The sequence below is a fragment of the Bizionia myxarmorum genome, from assembly GCF_008086205.1.
GTDB classification, from domain to species: Bacteria; Bacteroidota; Bacteroidia; order Flavobacteriales; family Flavobacteriaceae; genus Algorimicrobium; species Algorimicrobium myxarmorum.
Genome location: NZ_VSKK01000001.1, coordinates 101,887 through 118,919, shown reverse-complemented (window position 1 = coordinate 118,919; position 17,033 = coordinate 101,887). Strand labels below are relative to the sequence as shown.

16 protein-coding genes are annotated in these 17,033 nt (G+C 34.8%); 6 read left to right on the top strand and 10 right to left on the bottom strand.

Going from position 1 to position 17,033, the window contains the following annotated elements:
- The first annotated feature begins 140 nt into the window (after positions 1-140).
- The 3 genes from ES674_RS00525 (at position 141) to ES674_RS00515 (ending at position 3,252) form a co-directional block, all read left to right on the top strand.
- On the top strand, positions 141-983 hold the full coding sequence (locus ES674_RS00525; protein WP_148402035.1) for a universal stress protein: 843 nt from the start codon (positions 141-143) through the stop codon (positions 981-983).
- 66 nt (positions 984-1,049) lie between these two features.
- Positions 1,050-1,877, top strand: a complete 828-nt coding sequence (locus tag ES674_RS00520) for an ATP cone domain-containing protein (RefSeq protein ID WP_246125944.1) — start codon at positions 1,050-1,052, stop codon at positions 1,875-1,877.
- Complete coding sequence (locus tag ES674_RS00515; RefSeq protein ID WP_148402034.1) at positions 1,870-3,252, top strand: MBL fold metallo-hydrolase RNA specificity domain-containing protein; 1,383 nt, start codon at positions 1,870-1,872, stop codon at positions 3,250-3,252. The genes ES674_RS00520 and ES674_RS00515 overlap by 8 nt, the downstream gene beginning before the upstream one ends.
- A 55-nt stretch (positions 3,253-3,307) precedes the next feature.
- On the opposite strand, the gene ES674_RS00510 is transcribed toward ES674_RS00515, so the two are convergent.
- Together ES674_RS00510 and ES674_RS00505 are read right to left on the bottom strand one after the other, a co-directional pair.
- On the bottom strand, positions 3,308-3,607 hold the full coding sequence (locus ES674_RS00510; RefSeq protein WP_148402033.1) for a hypothetical protein: 300 nt from the start codon (positions 3,605-3,607) through the stop codon (positions 3,308-3,310).
- Positions 3,608-3,718: 111 nt separating this feature from the next.
- A complete protein-coding gene (locus tag ES674_RS00505) occupies positions 3,719-4,951 on the bottom strand; it encodes a 3-deoxy-D-manno-octulosonic acid transferase (protein WP_246125943.1) in 1,233 nt (410 codons plus the stop codon).
- Between the two features lie 82 nt (positions 4,952-5,033).
- On the opposite strand from ES674_RS00505, the gene ES674_RS00500 reads away from it, so the two are divergent.
- The 3 genes from ES674_RS00500 to ES674_RS00490 all read left to right on the top strand — a co-directional run bounded on the left by ES674_RS00500 (position 5,034) and on the right by ES674_RS00490 (position 7,584).
- Complete coding sequence (locus ES674_RS00500; protein ID WP_148402032.1) at positions 5,034-6,191, top strand: DegT/DnrJ/EryC1/StrS family aminotransferase; 1,158 nt, start codon at positions 5,034-5,036, stop codon at positions 6,189-6,191.
- The gene (gene galE / locus ES674_RS00495; RefSeq protein WP_148402031.1) at positions 6,184-7,206 is read left to right on the top strand and encodes a UDP-glucose 4-epimerase GalE; all 1,023 of its coding nucleotides are present in this window, start codon (positions 6,184-6,186) and stop codon (positions 7,204-7,206) included. Before ES674_RS00500 ends, galE begins: the two co-directional genes overlap by 8 nt.
- 186 nt (positions 7,207-7,392) lie before the next feature.
- Positions 7,393-7,584, top strand: coding sequence for a hypothetical protein (locus ES674_RS00490; protein ID WP_148402030.1), 192 nt, complete (start codon positions 7,393-7,395; stop codon positions 7,582-7,584).
- Between the two features lie 118 nt (positions 7,585-7,702).
- On the opposite strand, the gene lspA is transcribed toward ES674_RS00490, so the two are convergent.
- From lspA to ES674_RS00450, 8 genes are all read right to left on the bottom strand, one after another.
- On the bottom strand, positions 7,703-8,206 hold the full coding sequence (gene lspA / locus ES674_RS00485) for a signal peptidase II (RefSeq protein ID WP_148402029.1): 504 nt from the start codon (positions 8,204-8,206) through the stop codon (positions 7,703-7,705).
- Entirely contained in the window at positions 8,206-9,099 is an 894-nt protein-coding gene (gene fabD, locus ES674_RS00480) for an ACP S-malonyltransferase (RefSeq protein ID WP_148402028.1), read from the bottom strand. The genes lspA and fabD overlap by 1 nt, the downstream gene beginning before the upstream one ends.
- Positions 9,100-9,261: 162 nt before the next feature.
- Positions 9,262-10,812 carry an NAD(P)/FAD-dependent oxidoreductase gene (locus ES674_RS00475; RefSeq protein WP_148402027.1) on the bottom strand — a complete coding sequence of 517 codons (1,551 nt, stop codon included), beginning with the start codon at positions 10,810-10,812 and terminating at the stop codon, positions 9,262-9,264.
- A gap of 29 nt (positions 10,813-10,841) precedes the next feature.
- Positions 10,842-12,119: a chloride channel protein gene (locus ES674_RS00470; protein WP_148402026.1), complete on the bottom strand. Its 1,278-nt coding sequence runs from the start codon at positions 12,117-12,119 to the stop codon at positions 10,842-10,844.
- A 24-nt stretch (positions 12,120-12,143) separates the two neighbouring features.
- Positions 12,144-13,046, bottom strand: a complete 903-nt coding sequence (locus ES674_RS00465) for a dihydrofolate reductase (protein WP_148402025.1) — start codon at positions 13,044-13,046, stop codon at positions 12,144-12,146.
- A 58-nt stretch (positions 13,047-13,104) separates the two neighbouring features.
- Positions 13,105-13,923, bottom strand: coding sequence for an energy transducer TonB (locus ES674_RS00460; RefSeq protein ID WP_148402024.1), 819 nt, complete (start codon positions 13,921-13,923; stop codon positions 13,105-13,107).
- A 9-nt stretch (positions 13,924-13,932) separates the two neighbouring features.
- Positions 13,933-14,757, bottom strand: coding sequence for a thymidylate synthase (locus ES674_RS00455; protein ID WP_148402023.1), 825 nt, complete (start codon positions 14,755-14,757; stop codon positions 13,933-13,935).
- Positions 14,758-15,303: 546 nt separating this feature from the next.
- Positions 15,304-17,025 (bottom strand): nucleoside transporter C-terminal domain-containing protein, encoded by a 1,722-nt coding sequence (locus ES674_RS00450; RefSeq protein WP_148402022.1) that lies wholly within the window; start codon positions 17,023-17,025, stop codon positions 15,304-15,306.
- Positions 17,026-17,033: the final 8 nt, after the last annotated feature.

The following is a 17,033-nucleotide window of genomic DNA, read 5'->3' as shown; positions in this document are numbered from 1 at the left end:
TAGTGTGTACCAATAGATGTGTTTTTTTTTGAAATAATAAATACAAAATCAACTATACAAGCAATATTTATTTATAGTACCGCCTTACGTTTATTGTAATTTAAGGCTTCAATAATTAATCTTTATAAAAAATAAATTAGATGAAAAATATTTTATTACCAACAGATTTCTCCGATAATTCAATTCACGCTATTAATCACGCTTTGAAGATGTTTTCAAAAGACAGCTGCCATTTTTATTTACTTCATAGTTATGAATCCATACTAGAAAATATGGCGCAAATGCAAATCAGTGCCGCGGAAATTGGCGTGGAGGAAACAGCTAAAAAGGCTTCTAAGGAGAGATTACAAGAGATATTGCATAAAGTAACAACGTTATATAAAAATTCAAAACATACGTTTGAAATTATTTCCGGATCTGGTGAATTAACTAAAGAAATAAAAAAATTAGTAGATCAAAAACAAATAGATTATGTGGTTATGGGAACCAAAGGTACCACGGGATCTAAAGAAGTGCTTTATGGCTCCAACACGGTTGATGTTTTTAAAAAGGCTACATGTCCTGTTTTGGTGATTCCTAAAAAGGCGGAATACAAAACAGTTAAAGATATTTTATTTGCCACAGATTATGGAATCGATTTTCAGGCTAAAAGCTTAAAGCCGTTGCAAGCAATAGCAAAAGAACAAGGTGCAAAAGTTCATATTTTACATGTTTCTTTAAGCAATGGGTTAACGGCTAAACAACAAACAAATCGCTTAAAACTAAACGAATATCTAGAAAACAGCAATCACGATTTCCATGATGTTAGTAATGACGATGTTCAGCCTGCTATTGTTGAGTTTCAAGAGCAGCATCCCGTAGATATGTTGGTCATGATAAATAATAAACATTCATTCTTTGAAAATCTCTTTTTTGCCTCTAGAATTAATAAAATAGGGTTTCATATCGGTATTCCATTTTTAGTAATACCATCTTACTTGTAGACAGATGTGATTTTTTTTTTTTTGGAATTTCATGAAAATTTTAATAGTCGAAAAAGATTAATGGGTATGGATGTTATAAAATCGTCGGGTGAATACGTTTCATTTTCTTTAGAAAAATTAAGAAGTTCTTTAAATAGATCCGGAGCTAGTAAAGAGATTGTCAGTCGTATTTTGAATACGGTTCGAGATGAGTTATATCAGGGCATTTCAACCAAAGAAATTTATAACAGAGCTTATGCCTTATTGAAAAAGGAAAAGCGTGGCTATGCTTCAAAATACAAACTAAAAAAAGCCATTTATGAATTGGGTCCAACGGGTTTTCCTTTTGAAAAATATATAGCGGCTCTTTTAAAATATTCTGGTTATAAAACGGAAGTGGGGCAAATTATGCAGGGCGATTGTGTAGCTCATGAAGTTGATGTCGTGGCGTATAAAAAGGGATTTACCACTATTGCTGAATGTAAATTTCACAGTGAAGAAGGACGAAACTGTAATGTTAAAGTGCCACTTTATATTGCGTCTCGATTTGAAGATATAAAACGTCTTTGGGATTCTAAATCTCATGAAAATGTTTTAACCGCCGGTTGGGTTGTTACCAATACACGTTTTACAAAGGATGCACTCCAATTTGGAAATTGTATTGGTTTGTACTTGTTAAGTTGGGATTATCCTTTAAACGACGGACTCAAAGACCGAATTGATAGGCTTGGTTTATATCCAGTAACGGTTTCAACTTTATTAACCAAACGCGAAAAACAATTTTTATTAACCCGAGATGTGGTGCTATGTCGCGATTTAATTGATGATGCTTTTTATTTGGATCATTTAGGAATTTCACAAATTCGAAAGGAAAAAATATTAAACGAAATTAAACTAATTTGCATTCATGACTAATCCATTAAATCCAGTAAAAATCACATTTTTAGGTGCATCTCAAGTTGTAACCGGTTCAAAATATTTTATTGAAACAACCGAAGTTAATATTTTATTAGACTGCGGAATGTTCCAAGGTCTAAAAGAGTTGCGGGAACTAAATTGGCAAGATTTACCTATTAATGTTCCTTCCATAGATATTGTTTTATTAACTCATGGCCACTTGGATCATGTGGGTTATTTACCACGTTTAATGAGACAAGGTTTCACTGGTAAAATTATTGGAACAGCACCAACACTCGCTATCGCCGAAATTATTTTAAAAGATAGCGCAAAAATTCACGAAGAGGAAGCTGAAAAAGCTAATAAAGAAAACTATACCAAACACAAACCAGCATTGCCATTTTATACCATTCGGGATGCCGAGAAAACCATTGGCCTGTTTGAAGCCAAAGATTCTGGAAAATGGGAAAGCTTAACGGACGCTTGTAAATACCGCTTTCAATATAATGGGCATATTTTAGGCGCTACATTTATAGAACTAGACATTTTTGAAAAGCGATTTGTGTTTTCAGGTGATATTGGTCGTCAGGAAGATTATTTATTAGACGCTCCTAATAGACCAGAATGGGCCGATTATTTATTTATAGAAAGTACCTACGGTAATAAATTACACCCTAAAGAAGATGTAGAAGCCATTTTATCTGAATTGGTAAAGGAAACCATACATAATAAAGGAGCGCTTATTATTCCAAGTTTTGCTGTAGAGCGCTTGCAAACACTCATGTACATACTTTATAAACTATATAAAGAGAACCGAATTCCAAATATTCCTATCATAGTAGATAGTCCTATGGGGCAAAACGTTTTAGAGGTTTTCCGTCAGTTTCCAGATTGGCATAAACTTTCAGCTTCCGAATATGACGCCATGTGTCAACATGTAACCATTACGGAATCGTTTCGAGATACCTGGAAAGCCATAGATGATAAACGCGCTAAAGTTGTGATTGCTGGAAGTGGCATGGTAACGGGAGGGCGTGTTTTAACCTATTTGGAGCAACTTATAGATGAGGTAAAAACAACGGTTTTATTAGTGGGCTATCAAGCAGAAGGCACACGTGGTAGACTTTTATTAGACGGTGCACATGAAATTAAATTCTATGGAAAATATTATCCCGTAAAAGCGCGAGTAGAACATTTAGAAAGTTTATCAGCTCATGCAGATCAAAAAGATATATTGCATTGGATGGGCGGCATAAAAAATGTTCCCGAAAACGTATTTTTAATTCACGGTGAACCTGCCGCTATGGATGCCTTTCGCGTGAAAATTCAAACAGAATTAAAATGGTCTGTTAGCATGCCGAAGTTAAACGATGTTATTACCTTGCATGTTTAAATAAAAAAGCGCTCTAGTTAGAGCGCTTTTAGTAATCAGATTTTTAAAAATCTAATTAATTATCGTCAGTAATGTCGTTAACTTTATCTTTTGTTGCATCAGCAGCGTTGTCTAAAGCATCACCTGTATCTTTAGCAGCTTTATCTAAAGCTTTCCCAGCTTCTTCCATTGCGCCTTCAGCATCATCAGCAGCTTCTTCCATAGAATCTTCCATGTCATCTGCAGCATCTTCCATTGCATCTCCAGTGTTGTCCATAGAATCTTCAATAGTTACTTCAGTTTTCTCATCTCTACAAGAAGTAAACGTTACAGCTAAGGCTAATAATAAAGCAGTACTTAATAATAATTTTTTCATTAGTTTAAAAGTTTTAGTGTTAATTTGATGGCGCGAATTTAATAACAAATTGTGAAACTTTGTATTTAATTTTAACATTTTTTAACAGCCCATTAAAAATCGCGATTCCAGTTATATACGTATGAACTCTATTATTTGGATTACGGCACCTGTACTTTTTTTTACGAAATTATAATTCTGATTTCCAGATATTTGACTGAATTTTTCATTTTCAATTAAATTATTTAGTGTGGACTCCAATCCTTTTTTATCTTGAATTGGGAACATTCCGCCTTCAGAAATCATTTGAAATGCTTCGGGAAACTTCTCAAAATGCTTCCCAATAACAATTGGAACACCAAAAACTGCAGGTTCCAACGTGTTATGTAACCCAGTTGAACCCATGGCGCCTCCAACATATGCAATATCAGCATAGCTGTAAATCTTTGTCAATAAACCGATAGTATCAATAATTAAAACCGAATAATCTTCTAAATTTTTATTGGCTTTTTTAGAAAAAAGAACTGTTTTCTTGGATATATATTCCTGTAATTTCTGAATTTGATTGGCTTTGATGTTATGAGGCGCAATTATAAACTTGATATCCTTATCCGTCCTATTTATATAATCAATTAATAAAACATCATCTTCTGGCCATGTACTTCCAGCTACCAAGCACAGTTTATAATCCTTAAAGGTTTCAATAAAATCCAGTGTATTGTTTTGAGATAGCTGACTGTATACTCGATCAAATCTCGTATCGCCAGTAACAGTCGTTGCTTTATAGTCTATGGTTGCTAATAAATGCTGTGTATTTACATCTTGAACAAAAATATGTTCAAAGGCAGAAAGAGCCTTTCGCATAAAAGCACCATAGAACTTAAAGTAGGATTGGTCTTTTCTAAATAAAGCAGAAATTAAAAGTGCGCGATGGTTTCGTTTTTTTAATTCTAATAGATAATTCGGCCAAATATCATACTTAACAAATAGCGTTAATTCAGGCTTTACTAAATTTAAAAAACGTTTAGCATTTCCAACAGTATCTAATGGTAAATACACAACAATATCAGCAATATCTGTGTTTTTCCTAATGTCATATCCGGAAGGAGAAAAGAAGGTAAGAATAATTTTATGGTCAGGATAAATAGTTCGTAATTCCTTAAAAACGGGTAAACCTTGTTCATATTCACCTAAAGATGCACAATGATACCAAAGCGTTTTGGATGAAGAAGTAAGCGCGTTTTCTAAAATTGCAAAGGTTTGAGAACGTCCAGAAACGCCTAATTTTATTTTACGATTGAACATGCCAATGATTGGCAAAATCAATTGGGCTAAATAAATACCAAGGTTATATAATATTCTCAATTGTTATTCTTTGATGCTAAAATACATTTCTTTAAAATAATTTCATTGCTTTGCGTTGATGAATTTCGTAATTTCGTAGCATATGAGAAAAATTCAAATGGTTGACCTCAAAGGTCAGTATAATGCGATAAAGGCTGTTGTAAATTCTGATATTCAGGAAATAATTGACAATACGTCTTTTATTAATGGTCCAAAAGTGCACGAGTTTCAGAAAAATCTGGAAACGTATTTGGATGTTAAACATGTTATTCCATGTGCTAACGGTACGGATGCCTTGCAAATAGCAATGATGAGTTTGGGTTTAAAGCCCGGCGATGAGGTTATTACTGCCGATTTTACTTTTGCGGCTACTGTTGAGGTTATTGCGCTTCTACAACTAACGCCAGTTCTGGTGGATGTGAATCCAGATGATTTCAACATTAATATTGAGGCCATTAAAAAAGCTATTACACCTAAAACAAAAGCGATTGTTCCGGTTCATTTATTTGGTCAATGTGCCGATATGGAAGCCATTATGGAATTAGCAAAAGCGCGTAATTTATATGTAATAGAAGATAATGCGCAAGCTATTGGTGCCAATTTCACCTACAAAAATGGCAAAAAAGTAAAAGCTGGAACTATTGGTCATGTGTCGTCTACATCTTTCTTTCCATCTAAAAATTTAGGTTGTTACGGTGATGGTGGTGCAATTTTCACTAATGATGATGCTTTAGCGCATAGCATTCGCGGTATTGTAAATCATGGTATGTATGAGCGCTACCATCATGATGTTGTTGGTGTTAATTCCCGTTTGGACTCTATTCAAGCAGCGGTGTTAAATGCGAAATTACCGCATTTAGATACTTATAATAAAGCCAGGCAAGCAGCGGCTATGAAATATGATGCCGTTTTTAAAAATCACGAAAAAATAGAGATTCCGTTTAGAAAAAGTGTGGATTGTGAAGGCAATTGTTCCACTTGTGATTGCCACGTATTTCATCAATATACTTTGAAAATAAAAAATTCAGATCGTGATGGTTTGGTAAAATTTTTAAATTCACATGACATTCCATGTGGCGTCTATTACCCAATTCCGCTGCATAAACAAAAAGCGTATGCTGATGAACGTTATAACGAAGCCGATTTTCCAATAACCAATGAATTGATTCAAAACGTAATTTCCTTGCCTATGCATACGGAATTGGATGATGATCAAATCAAATTTATCACTTCAAAAGTTTTAGAATTTATTAATGGATAGAATATTAGTTACAGGCGGTTTAGGTTTTATTGGATCGCATACCGTTGTTGAATTGCAAAATGAAGGTTTTGAGGTTGTTATAATTGATAATTTATCAAATTCATCTCTAAATGTATTAGAAGGAATTACAGCTATTACGGGCAAAACACCCATTTTCGAAAAATTAGATTTACGAGATAAAGCGGCTGTTCAAGATTTCTTTTTAAAGTATAATAATGTTACAGGCGTTATTCATTTCGCTGCCAGTAAAGCGGTTGGCGAAAGTGTGCAAGAACCTTTAATGTATTATGAAAATAATTTAAATACTTTAATTTATCTGTTGCAGGAATTGGCTGTAAAACCAGATTCAAATTTTATATTCAGTTCTTCATGCACCGTTTATGGTCAAGCTGATGAAATGCCAATTACTGAAAGCGCGCCTATAATAGCTGCGGAATCGCCTTATGGAAATACCAAACAGATAGGTGAAGAAATAATAAAAGACACCTGTAAAGTCAAACCCAATTTAAATGCGATTGCTTTACGCTATTTTAATCCAATTGGCGCGCACCAAACAGCTAAAATTGGAGAATTGCCAATGGGCGTGCCTCAAAATTTAGTACCCTTCATAACCCAAACAGGTGCTGGATTACGTGATTCATTATTGGTATTTGGTGATGATTATCCAACTTCTGATGGTACCTGTATTCGCGATTATATTCACGTAGTAGATTTAGCAAAAGCACATGTAGTTGCTTTAAAACGCTTATTGAATAAGAAGAATACAACCAACTATGAAACCTTTAATATTGGTACTGGTGTTGGAAGTTCGGTTTTGGAAGTTATTAATTCTTTTGAACGTGTTTCCAATAAAAACTTGAATTATCAAATTGCTGACAGAAGGGAAGGTGATGTTATTTCAGCTTATGCAGATACCACCAAAGCCAATAATGAATTAGGTTGGAAAGCACAGTCTACTTTAGATGAAGCCATGCTATCTGCTTGGATGTGGGAACAAAGAATTCGTAATTTGTAGGTAAAATCTCTCCTTTTGTCATTTGGGATCTCATAAAATTAGGCTTGTTTCATTATGAATATGATAGCAATACACTAATTTTACTATTAGATTGCTACTGTAAGTCTGATTCGCAGCATTTTAGCGTTGTTATTTTGCCTAATAGCTAAAAATTCCGTAACTTTGTATGAAATGATACGAGATAACATGAGACTGATTACAGTAAAACGCGTGACGAAAGTCGAAAAAAGATTCACACCAAAAATGGGTGAATTACTTACCAAGGTAACCTATATTAGGAAACATATTTTGAGTATTCCTATTCAAACGATTCACAAATATCGTGAAACTTACTACGGTAAAATTAAAGATTGCAAATCCTGCGAATTAGCAAGATAACGCATTAAGAAATTAGCTAAAAAATCACGTATTTAAATGATTTTTTAGATTTTGAACTTGTCGAAAGCATTTAGTTTAAATGAATTCGACAAGTTTTTTTATGTCTTAAAGTGAAACTTTATTGAGCGGTTTCTTTTACTGCTTTTTTACCTTTAAAAGTGGCGATCAATAAAAGTCCCATTCCAAACATAACAGACATATCTGCAACATTGAAAATACCGGTTCTAAAAACGCCACCTAAATCTATGTGAAAGAAATCTGTTACGGAACCGTAAACAATTCTGTCATAAACGTTAGCCGCTCCGCCGCCAACAATACAACAGAAACCAATTAAAGAAAACTTATCCAAGGATTTAGTTTTGATAATGTAATACACTACATATCCTAGTACTAAAGTTGGAAGAATTAGTAAAACTATCAGTCGTAAAGTAGGAGGAAAATCACTTCCCATTCCTAAAAAGGCCCCAGAATTTTCAACATTATGTAAGGTTAAATAATCACCAATTATAGGTGTTTGGCTGCCAGGAATAACATCAGCTCTTACAATGATTTTCGTAATCTGATCAATAGCTATATTAAAAACTATTAACAGTATAATCCAAGTTGTTCTTGATATTTTCATTAAGATTCTGTGCTAAAAGATGCTGAAGCTGTTTCCGCTTCTCTGTTGATTTTCCTAACCAAACCTTGTAAAACATTGCCAGGCCCAACTTCTGTAAATAAAGTAGCACCATCTGCAATCATTTGTTGTACGGATTGTGTCCATTTAACCGGTGCGGTTAATTGCGAAATAAGATTGGCTTTTATCGCAGCCTCATCCAAAATAGCAGATGCCGAAACGTTTTGATAAATTGGACAATTTGGTTTTCTAAAATTCGTAGCTTCAATAGCTGCGGCAAGTTCCTCACGAGCTGGTTCCATTAATGGCGAATGGAATGCACCGCCAACAGGTAATACTAAAGCACGTTTAGCACCTGCTGCTTTTAGTGCTTCACAGGCTCTATTAATGGCGTCTATTTCACCTGAAATCACTAATTGTCCAGGACAATTATAATTGGCAGCGACAACAATTCCATCAGTTTCCAAACAAATTTTTTCAACAAGGGCATCATCTAATCCTAGAACTGCCGCCATTGTACTTGGTTTCATTTCACACGCTTTTTGCATAGCTAAAGCACGTTTAGAAACTAGTTTTACCCCATCTTCAAAAGACATAGCGCCGTTGGCAACTAAAGCAGAAAATTCACCTAAAGAATGACCCGCAACCATATCTGGTTTAAAACTATTTCCTAAAACCTTCGCCAATATTACAGAATGCAAAAAAATAGCCGGTTGGGTTACTTTAGTTTGCTTTAAATCTTCAGCAGAACCTTCAAACATGGTATCGGTAATATTGAAACCGAGTATATCGTTTGCTATTTCGAATAATTCTTGTGCTATTGGTGATTTTTCATACAAGTCTAATCCCATTCCTGAAAATTGGGCGCCTTGGCCTGGAAATATATATGCGTTCATTTATTTCAATTTTTTAGTGTTGCAAAAATAAGAAATTTAAAATTAGTTTGCATGGAGGTTTTGAGTATTCATTGGAGATTAAGGTACGTCCTGAATACCAGTGTTCCCGACATAGAATTGCATATTTTTATGCGACTGCGACTGCGACTGAAAACTGTTAACTTAAACGCAAGCTGCTTCCGCACAACGCTCACCGTCCATAGCTGCTGAAACAATTCCGCCGGCATAACCGCCACCTTCGCCGCAAGGATATAAACCTTTAATTTGAGGGTGTTCTAATTTTTCAGTTCTTGGAATGCTAATAGGTGATGAGGTTCTAGATTCTACACCTACAATATTGGCTTCTTCTGTATAATAACCATGCATTTTTTCACCAAAAACTTTAAAACCTTGACGCAAACGACTTCCTATTAATTTGGGTAATAAGGAATGTAAAGGCGCTGAATTTAAACCGGGCTGATACGAGGTCGAATTTAAACTTGATGATAATTTACCTTGCACAAAATCTGTTAAACGTTGTGCTGGAGCTGCTTGACTGCGACCACCAGAGGTAAAAGCTAAACGCTCTAAATCCTCTTGATATTTTAAACCTTTTAAAACACCAAAATGTTCGTATTTTGGTAAATCTATATCTACATTTATTTCTACTACAATCCCCGAATTGGCAAATAAATTATTGCGTTTAGAAGGCGACATGCCATTTACTACAACTTCACCGTTTGCCGTTGCTGCAGGAACAATGAATCCGCCGGGGCACATGCAAAATGAATATACGCCGCGATCATTTACTTGCTGTACCAAACTATAAGAAGCGGCCGGCAATAATTCGCTGCGTTGCCCGCTGCAATGGTATTGAATACGGTCTATAATTTCTTGTGGATGTTCAGCACGAACGCCCATAGCAAAGGATTTAGCTTCCAATGCAATTTCTTTGTCATGTAATAAATAATAAATATCTCTGGCCGAATGTCCCGTTGCCAAAATAACCCGATTGGCAGTCATTTCATTGCCATTCTGTAATTGAATGGCCTGAATAGTATTATTCTTTACAGTGAAATTTGTAACGCGCGTTTCAAAATGAATTTCGCCTCCGTGTTTTAAAATGGTTTCACGAACATTCTGAACCACTTTAGGTAATTTATTGGTGCCAATATGTGGATGTGCGTCTACTAGAATTTGGTCCGTTGCACCATGATATACCAAGTTTTCAAAAATACGACGAACATCGCCACGCTTTAAACTTCGGGTGTAGAGTTTTCCATCACTATAAGTTCCGGCGCCACCTTCACCAAAACAATAATTGGAATCTTCATTTACAAAATGATCTTGATTTATAGCTTTTAAATCCCGACGACGATCCTGAACATTTTTACCGCGTTCTAAAACAATGGGCTTAAAACCTAACTCAATACAGCGCAAAGCAGCATACATTCCAGCTGGTCCAAAACCAATAATATGAATAGGTTTGGCATTGGAAACATCTTTATAATCAAAGGTGTATTCTGACGTCTCGGGTACCGGCTCGTTGATATAAACGGCTACTTTATAATTAAAAATAATTTTTGGTTTCCGGGCATCAATAGACTTTCGAAGTACTTTTATACCCGAAATTTTATCCCGACTCATATCAAGAAATTGGGATGATTTTATTAATAAAATATCAGCACGTTCTTCTTCTGCTAAAGTTACGCGCAATTGAATGTCTTTAACCATGTGGCGAAATTAGAGAAAAAATGGCAATATCACTCGTCTTTTTCATCGCTCATTTGCGATCCTATAAATGGAATGCGTGGCGCTAAAAAATATCCAGTTAAACTGGCAAAAAGAATGGGGATGAAATAGGTGAAACCTGTTAGAGTTGCTAAAAGAATGGTCGTACTCATCGGTGTTCTTGTCACACAAGCATTAATGGCCGCCATACAACTAACAATGGTTAAAGATAAACTTATAGACGGAATAAAATGATGAATTATTAAACCTAAAGTTGCACCAGTAAAGAAAAGTGGAATTATAAATCCACCGCGCCATCCAGACGTAACCGTTACGGAAATAGCCAATATTTTTAAAAATAAAATGGTGATGAGCATCTTTATAGAGAATTCACTTGTTAAAAGTGTTGAAAGCTCATAATGGCTAAAATAACGTGTAATTGGCACATAAAACACAATAATTCCTAGTAGAATACCACCAATACAGGTTCTAACATAAATGGGAACGTTAAGTTTAGCAAATAGATTTTTTAAGAATTTGGTGCAGAAAATAAAGAGCCAGCCAAAACTAGCCGCTATAATGGCGAATAGTACAGCGTATAAAAAATCGAATTTATTAAGCATTTCATAGGTTGGTAGAGTCCAAAGTGTACCAAGATCGAGTTTAGTAATTAACGCGAAAACAACATAACTAAAGCAACTGGCAACAAATGCAGGCATAATAGCTTTATAGTATTCAACAGCATGTTTATGATGTAAAATTTCTAAAGCAAATAAACTTCCCCCTAAAGGCGCACCAAACATAGCAGTAAAACCAGATGCCATTCCGGCAATACTCATGGAGCGCAAATCTTCACCTTTTAACCTAAAAAGTTTTCCTAAATAGGTTCCAGATGAACCAATAACCTGAACTAGAGGTGCTTCGGGACCCAAACTTCCACCTGAAGCGATACAAAGGAGAGAAGATAAAATCATGGATGGATTATTCTTTGGATCTAACTTTCCTTTATTAAAACGGATGTTGTTTACAATTAAATGGATTTCACCAGGATCACCAATAAAGTGAATAATTAATCCGGCTAATAAACCACAAATAGCCATGGTTGGAATAACAAGCCAACCTTCAAAAAAGGCTAATTGGTGCGTTAGAAATTCAAGGATAATCCAGTATAATCCAGCTATAAATCCGCCAAGTAAACCTAATAATGCCCACAGTAAAAACTTTCTACTAAATACAAATGGGTTAAATTGGATGGGTTGATCTAAAAGGTTAAGGTACGTTACGAGTTTCCTTTTTCTTTTTAGTTTCACTTTAAAGTTTTTTTAGAATAAGAATTATGATCGGATGTAGGTAATATATGAAAAGTTGTAGGCGTGATTTTCATCTTTAGAATGTTCTGTTCGGGTGACTTCTTTCCAATTCGTCATGTCAATTTCTGGGAAAAATGTATCGCCATCAAATTCAGCATGAACGCGGGTAATTTCTAATTTATCAGCAAAGTTTAAGCCTTGTTTATAGATTTCACCACCACCTATAATGAACGGTTGTTTGTCTGCACGAGCGGCATCCAAAGCATCTTCTAAACTATTTACAACAATGACACCATCTGGAACTTGGTAATTTGGTTGGCGTGTTATAACCACATTAGTTCTATTTGGTAAGGGTTTATCCAAACTTTCATATGTTTTACGACCCATAATAATATGATGTCCACTAGTTAAACTTTTAAAGCGTTTAAAATCATCTTTTAAATTCCAAATCATCTGATTGTTTTTTCCTATGGAATTATTTTCGCCAGCGGCCACAATCATGGTAATGTCGGTTTTTTTAGCTGCCGCTTTTAATGCTTTTTTTTCGGGAAATGACATATCGTTTTCAACTTGCGTTTCTAACTGGGCAATGCGCTCTTTTTGTTTCGCTACGATTAGATTTAATTGCTTTTCTTCCCACTTTTTACTTAACAATTTAGAGGTTATAAAGACATTGATTACATGATAAATAAATAAGAATAACCATATAGCTATAGCGTAAACAAACCAATTAACTCCAAATGGTTTAAAATCTAACCCGATCTTGAAAACGGTATTGGCAAGTATCAAAAAAACGGAACCAATAAGGAAAACAACAAAATGAGCGTATAAACGTTTCTTTTGTTTTATGCGTTTTTGAGCCGTTTTAAAGAGTTCTAATTGCTCTTTATCGATTTCTTGAGTGGATGCGTTTTTCTTACCGAACATGATCGTCTGAATTTTTACAAATTTACTAATTTCTACCGAAAAGCATTGATTAAATTATTTAGAAATAAATGGTCATCAAAAATTCAACAGGGAATTTTGCAGGTTTACCATTTATGAAGCCTGGTTTTTTCATTTTAGGCATGCGTTTTAGAATCCGGATAGCTTCTGCAGCCATTTCTTTGTGGTGGGCTTTTGCGGAAATATCTTCAGCTTTTCCTTTTTCATTAATCGTAAAGCTTACTTGAAATTGTGTGCTTTTTTCTAATGGAAATAAGGCATCTGCCAATTCATAATTGACGCTTACTTTAACATAATCCATTATTTTATTAATGGTACAGTTTTTTAAATCTTCGAAACTCACCGAATCTTCACAACCTCTAAAGCTTGGATATTGTGCATTTTTAGGTGCCTTAGTTACTGTAAATATTATAGGCACAAAAAACGGAACGCGAACAGCTTCGCCATCTATATAACCTGGTTCAATTTCAGGAACCAAGGTCATTACACGAATAGCTTCTGCTTCCAATTCAGGAAATGGCGCGCGCGCTTGAATATCAACTAATTGACCACTAGTAGATACTTTAAAAAATACATTTATTTTAACTACGCTTCCATCAGGTATATCTAATTGTTCCGCTATTTTCTCATTAAAATGGTGTCCAACATGCTTGTTTATTTTCTCGTTAAAACAAGCTTTTAGTGCTTTGTTATCTAGGGATTTATTACATCCTTTATATATAGGAACACGTTCATTAGGATTAACTTTAGAATCATCAGAGGTTTCTAGATTATCTGATTTATTTTTTTGATTTTTAGGCTCTTGTGAAAAGCTATTTAGGCTAAAAAATATAGCAATAGTACAAAGTAAATATTTCATGAAATTATTTTAAATAGCCACAATCCCTTTAATGTGAGGATGTGGGTTATAATCTTCTAACGTAAAATCTTCAAATTTAAAATCGAAAATATCGGTTACATCTGGATTTATGATCATTTTTGGTAGCGGTCTGATATCACGAGACAATTGAAGTTCTAATTGTTCTAGGTGGTTGTTGTAAATATGAGCGTCACCAAAGGTGTGGATAAATTCCCCAGCTTCATAGCCACAAACTTGCGCCATCATCATGGTGAATAAAGCATAAGATCCGATGTTAAAAGGAACACCCAAGAATATATCAGCACTACGTTGATATAACTGACAAGATAATTTTCCATCAGCCACATAAAATTGAAAGAAGGCATGGCAGGGTGGGAGCGCCACTTTTCCATTTGCCACATTCTCATCAAAAGATTTGGATGTGTCTGGTAAAACTGAAGGGTTCCAAGCCGAAACTAACATGCGTCGGCTATTTGGATTGGATTTTAATGTGTCAACAATATCTTTAATTTGGTCAATCTCGTCGTTATTCCAATTGCGCCATTGGTGACCATAAACAGGACCTAAATCGCCATTTTCATCAGCCCATTCATTCCAAATTCGCACACCATTTTCATTTAGGTATTTAATATTGGTATCCCCTTTTAAAAACCATAATAGTTCGTAAATAATGGATTTTAAATGGAGTTTTTTAGTGGTAATCATCGGGAAGCCTTCACTTAAATCAAAACGCATTTGGTAGCCAAATACACTTTTTGTTCCAGTTCCTGTACGATCTCCTTTTTCGTTTCCGTTTTCTAAAACGTGCTTAACTAGGTCGTGATATTGTTTCATAATGCTATTCCTGCGCAGGCAGGAATCTCTTTTTAATTACACAAATTATATATTCTGTTATACTTATAATTTTATAAGTATAACAGAATAGCAAAAGTAAAAAAAGAATTCAATGGAATAGGTTTAAATCTTAAATGATATTAGAAGTGGCTTGCGGAATTCATATGGTAGAATGCAAAATTGTTTTAAATCCTTATTTTTTGAAGGCTGTTCTAATTTTATGATGTATCTCAATTTATAATAATATACCTGCCTATGCAGGAATTGGGTTACTCAATAATCATTTCTTATTGTTGCGCAGTCAGGAATCTCTTTTTAATTACACATAATATGACATATGACGAACATATTATTATGGAAATATAATAGAAAAATAAAAAAGAAGTTCAATGGAATAGATTAAACTTTTTCATGATACGAAAAGTTGTTAACGGGATTTAAATGGCTGAATGCGAAATTGCCTGAAACACGTGCTTGTTAAAGGCTTTTTTTAATTCTATGGTGTATCCTTATTTATAATGAGATTCCTGCCTACGCAGGAATTGATTACCCAATAATCATTCCTGCTATAGTTGCAGAAATTAAGGAGGCTATCGTTCCACCAATTAAGGCTTTAATACCAAACTCCGAAAGTGTTTTACGCTGTCCTGGTGCTAATGAGCCAATACCACCAATTTGAATGCCTATGGATGCAAAGTTAGCAAACCCACAAAGCATGTACGTTGCCATGATTATGGATTTATTATAATTAAGATGCACCTCGTTTGCTACATTTTTTAAATCTGCTAATTGAATATAACCTACAAATTCACTAGCGGCTAATTTGATACCTAATAATTGTCCCATCATCATAATATCTTCCGTAGCAACCCCAATTAGCCACATTAATGGTGCAAAGATAGTTCCTAAAATAGCTTCGAGTGACAGAGCAGGATAGGGCGTATTATCTGCCATCCATGAGTTCATGGTTGAAAATTCGCCAACCCAACCTAAAATACCATTCACCATTGCAATAAAGGCCACAAATACTAAAAGCATGGCGCCAACATTTACTGCTAAACGCAAGCCTTCAGTTGTACCATTGGCTATGGCGTCTAATATGTTAGATCCTATTTTATCTGAAGATACCGATACATCTTTATTGATTTCTTCCGTTTGCGGATATAGTATTTTTGAAATAACAATAGCTCCGGGTGCGGCCATAACGGATGCTGCTAATAAATGTTTAGCATATACTAAACGCAAAGCAGGATCGTCTCCGCCTAAAAACCCAATATAGGCTGCTAATACGGCTCCAGCAACAGTTGCCATACCACCAATCATTACCAAAAGCATTTCTGATTTCGTCATTTTTTCTAAATAAGCCTTAATCAGTAGTGGTGCTTCAGTTTGACCTAAAAAGATATTCCCCGCAACACTTAAACTTTCTGCACCTGAAATTTGAAGGAGTTTACTTAATAGCATGGCCATTAATTTTACGGCACGCTGAATCAATCCTAAATAAAACAGAACCGAGGTCAAGGCTGAAAAGAATATAATGGTTGGTAATACTTGAAAAGCAAAAATAAACCCGAAGGTATCCATATCAACTACAAGTCCTTCAAATAGAAATTTACTTCCTGCTCGTGTAAAGTCTAAAATACTAATGAATAAACCTCCAACCCATTCAAAAGCACTTTGAATAAACGGAACTTTTAATACACCGATGGCAATAATTAGTTGAAAAGCTAAACCTATTCCAACGGTTCTCCAATTAATGGCACGTTTATTATTACTAAACAAAAAGGCTATTAAAATAAGAGAAATCATTCCTAAAACACCACGCCAAAGGCTGGTAAATGAAAATCCTTGACTTGGCTTAATGGTATTTTCATCTAAAATTTGTCCAATAAGTCCGGCTTGTTCCACTGTTTTGGCAGCGGTAAAACTGTAAACATTATCTTTTTCGGTAAAAACCAAGGTAGAGTCGGTAAGCTCGGAAATTTTATAACGTTTTAAGGTTTCCGTGGGTTGGGAATAGAAGAAAACCAGTAAATTATTCTGATGCATATAATCACCAGACGCATTTAAAGTATCATTATCTTTTGAAGAGAAACGAAATTCTCCATCATTAAGTTCTAAAATATCTGTATAGGGAACAATGGATTCTAACGTATCACTACCATTATTTTTAACAGATTCAAATTGCCAACTTTTAGAAATATCTTGAGCAACTAGCGCGTTTAAGGAAAAAATAATAGCTGTTAACGCTAAAAATAGCTTGTTCATGTGATAGT

What these genes read in the sequence shown, in the direction of transcription:
- galE (WP_148402031.1), top strand. Translation starts at nt 6,184, where the DNA reads ATGGATAGAATATTAGTTACAGGCGGTTTAGGTTTTATTGGATCGCAT.
- ES674_RS00520 (WP_246125944.1), top strand. Translation starts at nt 1,050, where the DNA reads ATGGATGTTATAAAATCGTCGGGTGAATACGTTTCATTTTCTTTAGAA.
- ES674_RS00500 (WP_148402032.1), top strand. Translation starts at nt 5,034, where the DNA reads ATGAGAAAAATTCAAATGGTTGACCTCAAAGGTCAGTATAATGCGATA.
- ES674_RS00490 (WP_148402030.1), top strand. Translation starts at nt 7,393, where the DNA reads ATGAGACTGATTACAGTAAAACGCGTGACGAAAGTCGAAAAAAGATTC.
- ES674_RS00455 (WP_148402023.1), bottom strand. Translation starts at nt 14,757, where the DNA reads ATGAAACAATATCACGACCTAGTTAAGCACGTTTTAGAAAACGGAAAC.
- ES674_RS00510 (WP_148402033.1), bottom strand. Translation starts at nt 3,607, where the DNA reads ATGAAAAAATTATTATTAAGTACTGCTTTATTATTAGCCTTAGCTGTA.
- ES674_RS00450 (WP_148402022.1), bottom strand. Translation starts at nt 17,025, where the DNA reads ATGAACAAGCTATTTTTAGCGTTAACAGCTATTATTTTTTCCTTAAAC.
- ES674_RS00475 (WP_148402027.1), bottom strand. Translation starts at nt 10,812, where the DNA reads ATGGTTAAAGACATTCAATTGCGCGTAACTTTAGCAGAAGAAGAACGT.
- ES674_RS00515 (WP_148402034.1), top strand. Translation starts at nt 1,870, where the DNA reads ATGACTAATCCATTAAATCCAGTAAAAATCACATTTTTAGGTGCATCT.
- fabD (WP_148402028.1), bottom strand. Translation starts at nt 9,099, where the DNA reads ATGAACGCATATATATTTCCAGGCCAAGGCGCCCAATTTTCAGGAATG.
- ES674_RS00460 (WP_148402024.1), bottom strand. Translation starts at nt 13,923, where the DNA reads ATGAAATATTTACTTTGTACTATTGCTATATTTTTTAGCCTAAATAGC.
- ES674_RS00525 (WP_148402035.1), top strand. Translation starts at nt 141, where the DNA reads ATGAAAAATATTTTATTACCAACAGATTTCTCCGATAATTCAATTCAC.
- ES674_RS00465 (WP_148402025.1), bottom strand. Translation starts at nt 13,046, where the DNA reads ATGTTCGGTAAGAAAAACGCATCCACTCAAGAAATCGATAAAGAGCAA.
- lspA (WP_148402029.1), bottom strand. Translation starts at nt 8,206, where the DNA reads ATGAAAATATCAAGAACAACTTGGATTATACTGTTAATAGTTTTTAAT.